At 57.2% G+C, this 14498-nt stretch carries 12 protein-coding genes and 2 tRNA genes; 3 read left to right on the top strand and 11 right to left on the bottom strand.

The genetic code is table 11. From position 1 onward, the window contains the following. Positions 1-21: 21 nt before the first annotated feature. The 7 genes from virB11 to AC1KVE_RS03005 all read right to left on the bottom strand — a co-directional run bounded on the left by virB11 (position 22) and on the right by AC1KVE_RS03005 (position 6861). Positions 22-1062 carry a P-type DNA transfer ATPase VirB11 gene (gene virB11, locus AC1KVE_RS03035; RefSeq protein WP_166770836.1) on the bottom strand — a complete coding sequence of 347 codons (1041 nt, stop codon included), beginning with the start codon at positions 1060-1062 and terminating at the stop codon, positions 22-24. 14 nt (positions 1063-1076) lie between these two features. Next, positions 1077-2246, bottom strand: a complete 1170-nt coding sequence (locus AC1KVE_RS03030; protein WP_046343296.1) for a TraB/TrbI/VirB10 family type IV secretion system protein — start codon at positions 2244-2246, stop codon at positions 1077-1079. Beyond that, positions 2243-3010, bottom strand: a complete 768-nt coding sequence (locus AC1KVE_RS03025; protein WP_154832247.1) for a TrbG/VirB9 family P-type conjugative transfer protein — start codon at positions 3008-3010, stop codon at positions 2243-2245. The genes AC1KVE_RS03030 and AC1KVE_RS03025 overlap by 4 nt, the downstream gene beginning before the upstream one ends. Beyond that, a complete protein-coding gene (locus tag AC1KVE_RS03020; protein WP_046343299.1) occupies positions 3007-4026 on the bottom strand; it encodes a VirB8 family type IV secretion system protein in 1020 nt (339 codons plus the stop codon). Before AC1KVE_RS03020 ends, AC1KVE_RS03025 begins: the two co-directional genes overlap by 4 nt. Positions 4027-4152: 126 nt before the next feature. Continuing rightward, entirely contained in the window at positions 4153-4563 is a 411-nt protein-coding gene (locus tag AC1KVE_RS03015) for a TcpQ domain-containing protein (protein ID WP_024937947.1), read from the bottom strand. 346 nt (positions 4564-4909) lie between these two features. Then, positions 4910-6583, bottom strand: a complete 1674-nt coding sequence (locus AC1KVE_RS03010; protein ID WP_184456283.1) for a type IV secretory system conjugative DNA transfer family protein — start codon at positions 6581-6583, stop codon at positions 4910-4912. Between the two features lie 35 nt (positions 6584-6618). Then, positions 6619-6861 (bottom strand): hypothetical protein, encoded by a 243-nt coding sequence (locus AC1KVE_RS03005; protein WP_047130696.1) that lies wholly within the window; start codon positions 6859-6861, stop codon positions 6619-6621. Between the two features lie 306 nt (positions 6862-7167). Between AC1KVE_RS03005 and AC1KVE_RS03000 the strand changes: the two genes are divergently transcribed. After that, positions 7168-7419 carry a hypothetical protein gene (locus AC1KVE_RS03000; protein WP_184456285.1) on the top strand — a complete coding sequence of 84 codons (252 nt, stop codon included), beginning with the start codon at positions 7168-7170 and terminating at the stop codon, positions 7417-7419. On the opposite strand, the gene AC1KVE_RS02995 is transcribed toward AC1KVE_RS03000, so the two are convergent. Continuing rightward, positions 7390-7464 (bottom strand) — tRNA-Val (locus AC1KVE_RS02995). The genes AC1KVE_RS03000 and AC1KVE_RS02995 overlap by 30 nt on opposite strands. Before the next feature lie 104 nt (positions 7465-7568). After that, entirely contained in the window at positions 7569-9590 is a 2022-nt protein-coding gene (gene uvrB, locus AC1KVE_RS02990) for an excinuclease ABC subunit UvrB (RefSeq protein WP_065031749.1), read from the bottom strand. 147 nt (positions 9591-9737) lie between these two features. On the opposite strand from uvrB, the gene AC1KVE_RS02985 reads away from it, so the two are divergent. Then, positions 9738-10268, top strand: coding sequence for a GspH/FimT family pseudopilin (locus tag AC1KVE_RS02985; RefSeq protein ID WP_184456287.1), 531 nt, complete (start codon positions 9738-9740; stop codon positions 10266-10268). 68 nt (positions 10269-10336) lie between these two features. Next, positions 10337-10413, top strand: a tRNA-Asn gene (locus AC1KVE_RS02980). A 275-nt stretch (positions 10414-10688) separates the two neighbouring features. Here AC1KVE_RS02980 and AC1KVE_RS02975 read toward each other — a convergent pair. Both AC1KVE_RS02975 and AC1KVE_RS02970 read right to left on the bottom strand, forming a co-directional pair. Beyond that, positions 10689-11120, bottom strand: a complete 432-nt coding sequence (locus AC1KVE_RS02975; protein WP_104589994.1) for a type IV pilin protein — start codon at positions 11118-11120, stop codon at positions 10689-10691. 2 nt (positions 11121-11122) lie between these two features. Beyond that, complete coding sequence (locus AC1KVE_RS02970) at positions 11123-14488, bottom strand: pilus assembly protein (protein WP_481091932.1); 3366 nt, start codon at positions 14486-14488, stop codon at positions 11123-11125. Between the last annotated feature and the right edge of the window lie 10 nt (positions 14489-14498).

Raw genomic sequence — 14498 nt, 5'->3', positions numbered from 1 at the left:
CCCAACCAAAGGATTGACCTTTCAACCACCGCGCAGGGTTCTCAAGGGATCGAAGTCGATGCCCGTGATGAACCGGCGCCCCGCGTGTGCCTTGATATGAACCACGATATCGATGGTCATTCTCAGCAAACGCTTGATCACCTCGAATTCCAGACCGGAGCCTTCGCTCGATGCCTTCACCATCAACGCCAACTGGTCCCACGTCTGCTCGACACTTCCGGCGTGGCAGCTGGTAATAGAACCCGGATGCCCGGATGCGCAGTTACGGATGAAGTAGAACGACTCATCACCACGCAGCTCGGCCAGGATGATGCGATCCGGCTTCATGCGCAAACAGGCTTCCATGCAGCTTTTAGCTGTCACGTTACTGCTGCTCTGCCCGCCCTTCGAGTACAGCAGGTGCACGGAATTGGGCTGACTGATGAACAGTTCCCGAGCGTCCTCGATCGTCACTAGGCGCTCTTCGCTCGGAATATGATTGACGAGCGCCTTCATGAAGGTGGTCTTGCCGCTACCTGTCGCCCCGGCGACGACCACGTTCTTCTTATAGAGCACGCACTTTTTGAAGAATTCTGCGTAATCGCGCTTGCGGCGCAACTCCAGCAATTCTTGATCGTGATCGCTGACATCGGCCGATTGCTCAAGCACCTCGTCAAAGAACCCGTCGTGCTTGTATTGCTCGAGCGATTTGGTGTGCTTGGACGGAAGCCGGATGGTGATGGACACCTTGCCTGCATCGCACGCGGGCGGCATGACAAACTGCGCACGCTGCCCTGTAGGAAACGTCAGCGAAACCACGGGATCCGCATCGGTAATGCGCTGCCCGGTGTTGCTTTCGTTCACCACCGCGGTGCAGAACTGGCGGGCGCGGTCATATGTCAAGGATGGCACGTCGACCCGCTGCCACCCATGGATCGTTTCAAGATACAGCTCGCCAGGCCGATTGATGCAGATTTCAGTCACGTCAGGCGAATTCAGGTAGTCCAGGATGCCCAGCACAGAGTACTGGTAATCCAGGAAATCATTCGAAATGCGCGCCGTCGGGGAATCATCGATCGTCATGGCAGGCTTTTCATTCACTTCGGCAGGACCGCCGAGAAATCGACGTCCTTGGCAACATAAACGTTCAATACGGTGCCCTGATTGATCGTCAAGGTTGCCGGACGACGCCCAGACTTTTCCACAGCCTGCTCGGCGAGCTGCTGGATGCTGCGAGCAGTATTACTCTCGAAGGGCTGCTGAGTGACGATTCCGCTGCCAACACCGATTGTGGTCGTTTCTGGACCATATTCAGCAGCTGCATACTTGAATGCATCGCTCAACAAGCTGATGAACAGCGCCGACGCAATCTTGTTGCCCCAATGCGCGCTGTAATCACCCGGATGGCCGGCGCTGCCGAGCGTGTCGATACCAGGGCCGACCAGCGTGACATCCAGCCCGGTCGGCGTGGTGACGCGATCCCAAACGACCTGCAGGCGCCTGGTCGTCGGCTCTCCGGCGCCGTACTGGCCTAGCATCTTCGAACCCTTCGGCAAGAGCAGGTTATGACCGTTGATCGAGTACACCGGCTCGGTCACGATGCACGAGGTGTAGCCACCGAAGTCGGAAATGATCCGGGTCTCCAGGATGCAACGGATGTAGGTGCCACGTACCAACAGGCCATCCGGGTTGCTGATCGGCTTAGCCAGCGTAACAGGACTTTCTTCTTGGCCAGGTGCGGGCTGAGCGCCCGTTTGCCCGGGCATGCCGGCGCCGTTTGCGGCAGATTCGGCAAGGATACGGCGCTCCAGCAAGGTCGGGCCGCGCTGACGCTCCGGCGCTGAGCTGCCCTCTTCGCTGTCGTCAGTCGGCATTGGCGGCAGGGGCGGCAAGCTGGGTTGCTGGGCAAGTGGAACTGGCGCTTCCTCCACCGGCGCAGTCATGTTCTGCGGCAACGCTGGCGCAACCACCGTCTCCGTACGCTGTTTAGGCGGGGGAGAATCGTTTCCGCTTTGTGTCGCCAGCCAGAAGATGACGAGAATCAACAAGGCCGCAATGGCAGCCAGAAACACCAGCGCCTTACGATTCAGACGCTTGATGTCGCTGGAACGCAACACTGGTTCATTGGCGTCGAGGTCCGGCTCGGCACCTGCCTGCTGACGCGCAAAGTAAGGATTGTTGCGCTCGTTGTACTCACCGTTGCGCAGTTCTTCCCCGCCATTGTTTGGGGAGCGCTCATCAGGGCTGTTTGGAATATTCGAGTTCACTTTTGCTTGTTCCTTCGCAGACCGACGACGTTATCGCCATGGCGAACCACCAAGAAAGGGTAAGTCCCGTGCACGATCAGGGTGTTGCCCTCCACTGTGGTATTGACGAGAAAATCCTCCGCGTGTTCCTTTTCGCGGGCAAAAACTGCTGGGAAGTTCCCGGTCGGAAACCGCGTCAAATCCATATTGATATAGGTGAACTTGCCGTCGTCATAGACGCGGCTTGGAATAAGCCAGGACTTCTTGGCACGTGTCGCATAGTCGTAGTCGTAGTAATAACGCCGATCCTTCAAAATCTTGGCATTCAACAACGGGCCTTTCTTTGCCGCATCCGCGTCTTCGACATTGTTGAAGCTTGTGTCCTTCGGGTAGGTGAACACGACCTTGTATTGAACTCCAGCCTGCTTCGCCTGCTCGAGGCGCTGCCAATCTGTTGCAACTACTTTGAGCTCAAGAATGTAGGAATGCGTTGCCGTACGAATCATCATGTTCGTATCGACATCGACATTTTTGGGCTTGAGATAAAAAACATTCTCGCGCCGCGTCAGCTCCCAACCACCAGTAAAGCCTGTGCTGTAATCCAGGATCTTTTCGTTCGGGCTTAGCTCGACCTGAGTGGTAATGCCAAGGCCGGTGCGTACCTGGTAGATGCGATCCGGAGCATACTCATACTCCTGAACCACTTGAGCGGCAGCCGAGAAAGCACATATTGCAAGTGGCAGTGCTGAAAATAACGCAGCGCTGTACCGATTAAAAAGTTTCATCGACCACTCGCTCCATTGACATTGTTCTGCATCCCCTGGGGTTGAATCGCGGGCTGCGCCGCGGGCTGAGCTGCCGGCTGCATTTGATCGGGAAACGCAGGCTGCACCTGCTGTTGAGGCACGCCACCCTGCGGAAGTACTCCCTGCTGCAATGGGACGCCCCCCTGCTGAACTGCACCAGAGGCGTTTGCCGCGCTAGGATCGATCATGCCAGTACCAGCCTGCTGCGCCGTTGGCTGAGGCTGGGGGTTGATCACGGCGCCACCGGCAGGAGCAGCTGGCAACGAGGAGTAGTCGTTGTCTACCCGATAATCAGTTACTCGGAAGCCTAAAGGATTTTCGACTCGCAGGCTGTCATTCATCTCCAAATTATCTTGGTAGACAAATCCCATCGTCGCAATCTTATTGTCAAGCAACGTAGAGACCGTCGAATTCTTGTCGTACACAGTCCGTTGAAAACGTACGGTTGCCCCTTTGTAGGGCTGTCCTTTTCCGCCAATCAAGGTAATACTCAGAATATTGATACGGATGGCACGCAGCTTTCCGTATGTATTCAAGGGCCGTAACGGATTATTGGCGGAGTGCAGCGCCCGATACTCATTCACAACGTTCGTGGAGCCCATTGCCGACACAGTATTCCAGTCGCGCTGACCGATGATGGTAAGGTCGAATGATTCGCGAGCAATAATGAACCGGGCAATATTGCTGCGCGCTAGCGCCTCACTGGTACTGATCGTCCGACCACCAAAATTCGCCTCGAGTTTTGCGATCGTGCTGGTTCCCGAGTAGGCGTCCGCCATCACCAGGTACGGCACCTTCTCTTTCAGCGGCAGCATGTAGTAATAGCCGCCGGCCGTCATAACGGTAATGATCATGGAAACGGTCGCTACCATCCATGCACGCTTTTCGCTGCGGCGCGCGAGATCGGCGATGCTGACCTCGTAGTTCACCGCTTTCTGGACGGCCGCACCCACTTGGGCAGATCCGTCCTTTTCACTGACCTTCTTACGCAACATGTCTAGATCCGTCACCGTAAGGCCTTGTCAGGCCTGAAACTATCGCCGCGACGAGCGCGGGCACATGGGAGGCTTGAGCTCAGTCACCGACCGAATGCCGTTAGCATCGGATCAGCGGTTCAGCTCTTAGAGCTTGGCTCCAGACGATACCGGCACCGGCTGTACCAGCAGCTTGTTGGCAGAGACCGAGACCGAGACACCTTGCGCTGCGTAGACCGCGCTCAGCTCGGTGGCGGCTTGCTGCACGCTGGTGGTGCTGATATTGGAAACCGGGGCGATCAGGGTGTAGTCCGAAGGCAGGTTGTAGGAAAGCTGCATGTTGGAATCCGCGGCCCACCGCTCCAGCATCGTCTTCAACGTGCCGTCCATCGGCGTAGCCTGATACGTGTAGGAGGTGTAGAGCGGAATTTCGGTAGGGGCTTCGTCAAAGTGATTGACGTGCTTCCAACGTCCACCAAAATCGGGAGCAGGCTTGGTCGCGCAGGCACCGACCAACGCAGCGACCACCAAGACCAGCGACAGCTTGGACACATACATCGGATTCACTCTGACTTCTCCAACTCATGAGATTTCGGGCTTAAGACGGACAGCACAACAGCTCCGCTCACCCTGGGGCGGCGGAGTGAATCTGTCTTTGATGACTCGCTTGAGCGGACATGCCTGGCCGACCCAGCACACATAGGCAGGTCAGCACCACGCCACGCAATCGATAAAAATGAATACGCCGAAGAACCATCCATAGCCTTACTCCTGTACGACCCCGTCCGGCGCCGCCCCTCTTAACAAAAAATCAACACCGCGCAAATTCTGGGTAACTTTGCCCTTAACGAACACATGAGTCAAGAATTACCGGCGCCCCTTCGCAGCCGTTGTGCGACGACCATCACAACCTGATGGAAAGCGTTTTCACGTCTGTCTTGGGCAGCAGGCGTGCGGTGAAATAGCGGTCTTCGTAGTAGCGGATTTTGTCGCATTTCACCGGATGCGGGATGCCTTCGTACAGGAAGACCTCCTTCTCGTTGCCCATCGCCTTCAGCTCCTGCGGCAACATGAGCGCACGCCGCTCCTCGGAAATACTCCGGGTGGTTTCCCTGCCGCGGGTGACGTTCTTCTTCTTGATGGTGGTGTAGCCCAACATCTCGGAGTAGTCGTTCGCATCCTGCTGCTCGCGCGGCGCGTAGAGGATTTGCAGCGCATGGTTGGTGATGATGGTGCGCGACAGATCCTTGCCATAGGTGGCGTCCAGCTGCGCCATGCTCTGAATGATCGGCAGCAGGCGAAGGTTGTAACCCGCCATATAGGCTACCGCGGTGGCAATGATGTCCACTTTGCCGATCGAGGTGAATTCGTCCATCAACAGCAAGCATTGATACTTGAGTTCCGGGTTGGATTTCGGGAGCTCGCGGGTATTGAGGTTGATGATCTGACTGAAGAGCAAGTTGATGATGAGCCGGCTTTCGGCCAGCTTGTTCGGCTGGATGCCGATGTAGATCGTCATCTTCTTCTTGCGCAGGTCGGTGAGCAAGAAGTCGTCCGCGCTTGTTGCCGCATCCAGGACCGGGTTGATCCACGCGTTGAGCGGCTCCTTCAGGGTTCCCATGATGGACGCAAAGGTCTCATCGGCCTGTGACAGCATGTTGGCAAACGCTGAGCGCGCATTGCTGCTGAGGAATCTGCGCTCGGACAGTGACTTGAGGTATTTCTTGAGGTCTGTGCCATCCCCGGACGAGAGTCGATAGATGCCGCCAAGCGTGGGAGCCCCTGCCCCGCCCGGGAAGCCGAGCGACAACTCTTCGTCCTGGTTTTCGAACAGATACAGGGCGAACGCCATGAACGCGTTACGTGCCTGACTGACCCAGAACTTCTGGTCATCCGACCCGTCCGGATACAGCATCGCGGCGATGCTCATCAGATCGGACACGCGGAAGGCGGGGTCGCTGGATACGTAGGTCAGCGGATTCCAGCGATGGGTGCGCCGGTCTTCGGCGAAGGGATTGAAGAGGAACACCTCATGCCCCTGACTGGCCCGCCAGCCGCTGGTGAGGTCGAAGTTCTCCTGCTTGATGTCCAGGACCACTACCGATTCCTGGTACTCCAGCAGGTTGGGAATGACCACGCCGACGCCCTTGCCGGAGCGCGTTGGCGCGGCCAGGATCACGAACTGTTGCCCGCTCAGCCGTACAAGCTTGCCGTTGAACTTGCCCACCACGATGCCGTTGCCGCTCGGCTTGAACAAACCGTGCTTGGAAAGGTCTGCCGCTCCGGCAAAGCGCGCGTCGCCATGCAGCGCCCGCGCCTTCGGCTTGACCAGGAGCACGACCGTGATGGCCCAGATGATCCCGGGCAGGCCAAAGCCGAGAATGCCGGACATCTTGATCTTGGTTGCGTAAGGCGCCACTTCCGGCAGGCCCAGCGCCTTGACGTAGCGGTAGTAGGTATCCCATGCGTACAGCCCGGTATCGAGCCGCAACAACAGAAGCGTCAGATATCCGGACAGGAAATATCCAACAAGCAATGTCACCACGGTGGCGATTGCAATTAATTTGGCTTTGGACACGCGCCCCTACTCCTTGGCTTACTTCTCAACGGCAATCAGCGACGGACAACGGGTCTGTGATCGACCAGATCCGACTTGCGTCCACCACTCTCGCTCTCGACGAGCGAGTCAATCCAGACTCTGGCTTGATCCAGGGAAAGATCCGGCGTGATCCGGGTTCCGGCATCCGTCACCACGGCATAGGCCACCACAGCGTCGGGCGCATAGGTGTCTTCCCGGGTGATTGCCACGACACGGTACCCGCCCCTGGTCAGCACGGTGTGCTGATACTCGTCCATCGCCAGTCTTCCTTTTCGTCAGCGCGGAGGCGATGCTAAAGCAAGACGTGTGATGGAGAAAGCGGTTTCGGTGAAGCCGACACAACCGCGCGCGCATTCGACGCCAGGCGCGGATCGGAATGGGTCAGCGCCGGCGGAATTCCGTCAGCACTTGATGTGCTTTCTTAGCCACACACGCGCCTGGCACTAAAAAACCTGCTCGCCGCTTCGGGAAAGGGGTGACCAGCGCTGCGACGAAATGGCACGCTGAGCGGAAGCTTGGCCTGACACCAGGGCCTCGTCCGCAGGGGCGAAAGAGTGCCCAGCTTGCTAGCCAACCGCTCCGCCGCCAGCAATGCCCGACTGGTGCACGAAATTCGTCCAACACGCCTGGTCAATGCACAGAAGGAAGTGAAAGCGATTGTCGAAGACCAAATACAGGAGACGCGGAAGCTGCAAGAGCTGCTGCGTAAGTCACTTTCGGATCCGCGGCAGCAGTCGCTGCCGATGTTGAAGCCACTCAAGTCGCCGTGCCGTCCGGACTTGGAGTGGTGGGCGGTACAGGGTTCGAACCTGTGACCCCTACCATGTCAAGGTAGTGCTCTACCGCTGAGCTAACCGCCCGTTTCCTGCGTCAGCATTGCGCTGTGCAGGGCGCGCATTCTAGCGCAGGGTTTGGATCACCACAAGCCCTCCCTGCGCTCTAACTTTCGTGCTGTCGCCCTGCCCTACGCCAGGCTGGCAGCTTTGAGTTTCTGGATCTGGTCGCGAATCTGCGCGGCCGCCTCGAACTCCAGGTCCTTGGCGTGCTGGTACATCTGCTGCTCCAGGCTCTTGAGCTTGCCGGCGATCTGGGCAGGCCCCATCGCGCGGTAATCGGGCATTTCCTCCGCCACCTGGCGCGACTTCGAGCGCCCCTTGCCGGCCTTCTTCTCGGCGGCATCCTCGCGCGCACCTTCCATGATGTCGGAGATCGGACGCGCCACCGACTTGGGCGTGATGCCATGCTCCAGGTTGTACTCGACCTGCTTCTCGCGGCGACGGTCGGTCTCGTCGATCGCTGCCTGCATCGAACGCGTGATCTTGTCGGCGTACAGAATGGCCTTGCCGCGCAGGTTGCGCGCCGCGCGGCCGATGGTCTGAATCAGCGAGCCGGTCGAACGCAGGAAGCCCTCCTTGTCCGCATCTAGGATCGCCACCAGCGACACTTCCGGCATGTCCAGGCCTTCACGGAGCAGGTTGATGCCGACCAGCACGTCGAACTTGCCCAGGCGCAGGTCGCGGATGATCTCCACGCGCTCCACCGTGTCGATATCCGAATGCAGATAGCGCACCCGGATACCGTGCTCGCCGAGGTACTCGGTGAGGTTCTCGGACATGCGCTTGGTCAGCGTCGTCACCAACACGCGGTCGCCAAGCTTGATGCGCTCCTGGATTTCGGACATCAGGTCGTCCACCTGCGTTCCGACAGGACGAATCTCGACCACCGGATCGATCAGGCCAGTTGGCCGCACCACCAACTCAGTGATTTCGCCCGCAGACTCGCGCAACTCGTAGGGACCCGGTGTGGCCGACACGTAGATGCTACGCGGCGAACGTGCCTCCCATTCCTCGAAACGCAATGGCCGGTTGTCCAGTGCCGATGGCAGCCGAAAACCGAACTCCACCAGCGTTTCCTTACGCGAGCGGTCGCCCTTGTACATCGCGCCGATCTGCGGAATGGTCACATGCGACTCGTCGATGACCAGCAGCGCGTCCGGTGGCAAGTAGTCGAACAGCGTCGGCGGCGGCTCGCCGGGCGCCTTGCCGGTGAGATGCCGCGAGTAGTTTTCGATGCCGTTGCAGAAGCCGACCTCGGCCATCATTTCCAGATCGAACTGGGTGCGTTGCGCCAGGCGCTGCGCTTCGACCAGCTTATTCTGCGAATACAGTTGCTCCAACCTTTCCTTCAATTCGTCCTTGATCGTGTCCACCGCGCTCAACGTGCGCTCGCGCGTGGTCGCGTAATGCGTCTTGGGGTACACGGTGTAGCGCTGCAGCTTGCGCAGCGTTTCACCGGTCAACGGATCGAACAGCGTCAGCCGCTCGATGTCGCCATCGAACAACTCGATCCGCAACGCCTCGGTGTCGGATTCGGCCGGGAACACGTCCAGCACTTCGCCGCGCACGCGGAACGCGCCGCGGGTCAGCTCGAATTCGTTGCGGGTGTACTGCAGATCGGTGAGATGGCGGATCAACTGACGTTGATCGATGTGCTCGCCCACCGACAGGATCAAGCGCAGCGACAGATAGTCTTCCGGCGCGCCCAGGCCGTAGATCGCCGACACTGTGGCCACCACCAGCGAATCACGACGCGATAGCAGGGTCTTGGTCGCCGACAGACGCATCTGCTCGATGTGCTCGTTGATCGAACTGTCCTTCTCGATGAAGGTGTCCGACGAGGGCACGTAGGCCTCGGGCTGGTAGTAGTCGTAGTAGCTGACGAAGTACTCAACCGCGTTGTGCGGAAAGAACGACTTGAACTCACCGTACAGCTGCGCCGCCAGCGTCTTGTTCGGCGCCATCACCAGGGTCGGCTTCTGCACCTGCTGGATCACGTTGGCAATGGTGTAGGTCTTGCCGGAGCCGGTCACGCCCAGCAAGGTCTGCTTGGCCAGACCGGCCTCGAAGCTGGCCACCAGCTTCTCGATGGCAGCAGGCTGATCGCCGGCTGGGGAGTACGGGGATACGAGCTGGAAACGGTCGGTCATGAAGCGGCACCCTCAATCGACCGCTAAGTATACCGACGGCAGATGATGGCCATGTTTGTTGTTTCCCTACTCTAATTTCAGCCTTGACCTGATCGTCAGGCCAAGGCTCATTCCCGAAGCTTGAGCTCCTCAGCGGAGGGCTCCACGATGGATAAGATCCGACGCCAGGCAGGATTCAACCTGATGGAAGCAATGATTGCAGTAGCGGTCCTTGCAATCGCCGTCTCGATCGCGCTGCCATCCCTCAGCAGACTCCACCGGTCACACCAAGTCACTGCCACCGTGCTCGAACTCGTCGCACACCTGACCTTAGCAAGGTCAACGTCCATTGCGCGGGGAAGTGCCGTTGCGATATGTCCGAGGAACTCGTTAAGCGAATGCATGACTGGCCATGACTGGACCAGCGGTTGGCTTATATACGCGGATCCCGACGGCAATCGCAGGCCGGACGATGCCAGCGACATCATCGCGTCGGCAAAACCGACGCACAGCTCAAAGCTCAGCATCCTTACCACCACGGGCCGCACGCAGGTGCGGTACGGCTCATTGGGAACCACCCTAGGGAGCAATGTGACCTTCCACATCTGCCAGGGTGGGAGCCTTGAGGCCCAAGTAATCGTCAGCATTGCCGGGCGGACCCGCTCTGTACGGCCGCAGCCACAACCATGCCCCTCATGAGAACCTGACGCGCGGACGTAACTGGGGGCTTGCACAGCCGGCCGGCCATCCCTATAATTTGCCTCCCCGCCCGAATAGCTCAGCCGGTTAGAGCACTTGACTGTTAATCAGGGGGTCGTTGGTTCGAGTCCAACTTCGGGCGCCAAATTAAAAACCCACGCTACGGCGTGGGTTTTTTTGTTTCTGAGCTGCATCCAAACGTTCTACCAGACGCAACTGCGCAGCAACGCAACTCACGCTCAGAACCAAAGGCTGCTGTCTGCGAAGGCACACTCTGAAAATGACAACAGCAGGCGGTGCAGTAATGCACCGCCTGCTGTTTGATCCACAAGCGGCTCGGTCAGCCGAAAGACAGGCCAGCTCAGTGATTACGCACCCTTCACGCCCGGCATTGATGATGCGACGAAGATGCGTAAAAAATCACCAACAATCGCTGACAGACGTTGCCGTACCACTCTCCCGGCGCTCACCTGATTGCAGAATCGACAGAGTGGCGCATTTCGTATCTGCTCTAGCTTGTTGGTTGATCGGCGTTGCTGTGATCGTGTAGGTCCTTCCATCTGCTGAAGGTGCAAGCGCTAACGTATAGCTAGTGGCAACACCGGAATCGCACTGAGGAAGTGCTGGTGGGGCACTGGTGTTGTTGTAGGACATATACGTCGTGTAGTAACGCTCCATGTACTGCGCACCACTCTGCAGGCAGCTCGTTGCAGCTGAACGCTTCGCGCGCACTACCGCCGCTTGGTAGTTATACATCGCAATGCCTGCCAGGACCGCAATCACAGCAACCACGATCATCAGCTCGATCAGTGTAAAGCCCGCAGCAGCATGCTTTTTGCCAACGGCTTTCATGCTCACATCTCCTTCAACAGTTCGCGCCAAGAGACACGAGAAGTCCGGCGCGCCTCACGGATACGCTGACACTCCACGGTTGCATTGGAAAGGTTCGTACAGATAAGTCCCGGACCGCCACCGCCACCGCCACCGCCAGTCAGGATATTGCCTGTCGTGCCCATTCCTCCAAGCCCAACAGATCCAGTTGCCGCCGGTGTTCCTGGCGACCCCGTGCTACCGCCTACCGACACCGTCTCGTCTGCGAATGAACCGTTACCATTTAGGTCGAAGAACGACTCGGATAAGCTCGCTCCGGTGAAAGCGTTCAACGCGTTCTGAAAGCCGGTGCCTCCTGGCAGACACGGATCGCTACTGGGAATGATGCTTGAAAAGTTCAATACATCATTGACCACCTGAGGGTCGCTGACGACACGTTCGCCAACCGGTGTGCCGGGAGGTGTTGGCGGACTAACTAAATCGATGTACCAGCCGCTACGCCCCGAGGGGAGAACGGAGGGCACTTCAAAGGCACGTACGGTACGTCCCGTATCTTCATCTGTCGCAACTGCGGCGATCGTGCGCTGTTGCAACGCACTTTTTGCGACCGCAGCAGTCGCGTCTTTTAATCCATAGAAAGTCTGAACACTTCGATCCACTACATCGCCGGTTTCCATAAATCGACCAGTACCGAAGAAGACCCACAATTGGAACGTCGCCGGATCACGGGCAACCACCGGTGACGAGGTGATTGGTTGAGCTTGGCCGGCCGGATTGGTGGCAGTGAACATCCTGACCCGGCTGCTGGCGTTACTCCATGCCGAGCGGGCTGCCGAACTGATGTCAAACTTCCACATATTCCCTAGCATGTCGCCGGCGTAAACGAAGTCGGCTGTGCCATTCCCGTCCACGTCCCGGATCGTGGGAGCCGACATCCCATTGGGAGCAGCGGCCGAGCCTACCCCTGTGTCCATCTCGGCCAAGAGAGTGCCATCACTGAGTCGATAGATCAGCAAGGCTGCGCGATTATTGGTGCTGTTAACACCATTCGGAACGATCAGTCCCATGTCGCCATTATTGAGCTTAGCAATAATTGGCTGACCAAGAATCAACCCCATGTTATTAAGCGGTGTCTCAGTCCGCTCCCACTTAACACGGGCGGCGGCGAAGGTTGAGGGATTGGTGACATCGAGCGAGTACAGCCCTTTACCCCCGCGCCCAAGCGTACCCACAAGAATGCTCGTATCGGGGGTCTGATCGCGGCGCGACAAAATAACCGGGCCATCTACGAAATAGCGATGCTCATAATCAGGCTGACTCAGCGTACTCAGATCGGAAAAATCAAGTGCTGCGGGAACGTAAGCAAACTCCTCGGTACCGTCACCCGCGTCAAAAGCATGCAGCATGCCGTCGTTGGCCCCCACATAGACGGTATTTGTTTGAGCATCGTAGACAGGCGAAGAGCCGACAATATCACCCAGCACCGTTGTGCGATTACGCAGCTCTCCCCCATTCGCAAGCTCCTGATCTCGAGCACCTGCAATGTAGGCAGCATTACTCGCGCCGCTTACTGCCGGCTCAGCACTACGTGCCAAAGGCACCAATTGGGCAGCAGTTGGAAAGGCAGCACCTGTTGATCCGTTGAAAGTGAAAATCTTGCGTCCAGATGTTGGAATACCAGCCGATGCATTCCACGTCGCCGTAGCCGACGTTCCACTGACAGTCACCGGAAAGGCGCGCAACTGACCGGACCACAAGCCGGAAATAAAACTTGCCTGAAACGATAACGTAGATGTCTCTAACCGCGTGGAATTTGCTGTCAAATTAGAGAAAGCGCCCGCTCGTTCAATAATTGAGGCAAGAGCCGATTTCAACCCTTTGGTGAATTCATCCGGATCGCTTGCAACAATAAAATCACCCCTGCCATTGATCGAGGCATGCCACAAATCGTCTACATTTTGTATACGATTACTGGCGGGAGTGGGCCAATTGATTGCCCCGCTGGTCAACCTAGGAAGATCCGTAGCAGGATTAAGCGTTCCAGCAGCACCAATAGAGATGGAATAAGTCGCCATGTGCTGCCAAAACGCGGGATCCTTAGATGACGTAGGAACGACGTTATCGAGATCTCCTCGCAGATCATTTTTCCAATAACGCATCGCTACATCTGCAAGCGTGTCGGAGGCGGTCCCACGATATGGATTTACAGGCTCGTATCTGTACGAGTCGCCTCTGGGGTTAGGAATCACCTGCCCGGAAACATTGTCTTGCTCATTAGCAACGTCGGTATAATTTGCCTTTCCGTTCCAATATCCATCCGTGGTGAGAATCGTAAAATTCTGCCGACATGCAAACTGCGCATCGCCAACCTGAGGTCCATAAGGGCCGGAAGATGAGGCGCTACTGAAATACTGACCTGCATCGGTTAAAGCGCTATGGAGAGGAGTGGCATCCGAGCCCTCCGCACCATAGAGTCGGTCGTACCAGAGCGCTCTATTGTTGTTTGCACCAGTTAACCCATTAGGATTGTCAAACAACCCCTCATTTCGCGAGACCGGTATTGGGTTTGCATGTGTAATAGGATTACCATTTTTTTCACGCCGCCAAATGGTACGAAACCCCACCCGTACAGAAGTATTCAGCTCACTGAAAGCCTGACCCGCACTGGCCTTAGCAACCTTCATTCGGGTTCTATGGTAGGAGTACCAAGTCGCAAAGTTAAGCCGCTCGGCTGCATCAGTGCGGCCAGTAGGAGTAATATTCTGACAATTCTTCCACTGCCGCCCATCCCTGCTTGAGCTGCAACCACGCCCGGAGAGCCCTTCGCGACCGTTCGTATTATTCATCAATTCACTACGGATCACCACACCATCTCGGTGAATTTGATAACGCCAGTAATTCAGACCATTTGACAGCTGAGCTTCCGTTGTGAGATCGCTTTTTGGAACGTAGAACGTCTGGGTGCTACTAGACAGATTTATCGGATTGGTGAGGAAGGAAGCATTACCATAAACCGAGTTATAATTCGTACCACCAACCATCAAAGTCCCATCCGGATTTGTCCACGGAAAATAAGAGACTGAAGGATTGTAATAAATACTGTTCCGGGTGTACGCCTTCAAATTTGCAAAATCATTTGCATCATCCGGATTTACAATGTCTAGCGGAGGCACATCATCCGGCATATATGAGTAGCTCATCGAACCCGAATCATCCAGGATGAATAGGATATTGGGAGGCACTCTTCCGCTGGACTGCAAGGGCTCTACGGGCAAGTTAACAGCGGCAACTGGGGCGGCGAGCAAAGTTGCGGCCAGCGCCATGAAAGCGCAACGCACCTGCCCTGCTGTACGGGACAGCCGATGCGAAGATGGACTGGAAGGAGTCATGGCGACGTTC

The sequence above is a fragment of the Xanthomonas sp. NCPPB 2864 genome (assembly GCF_056675615.1).
The sequence above is the reverse complement of the archived record's forward strand: the minus strand, read 5'-3'. Positions and strand labels throughout refer to the sequence as shown.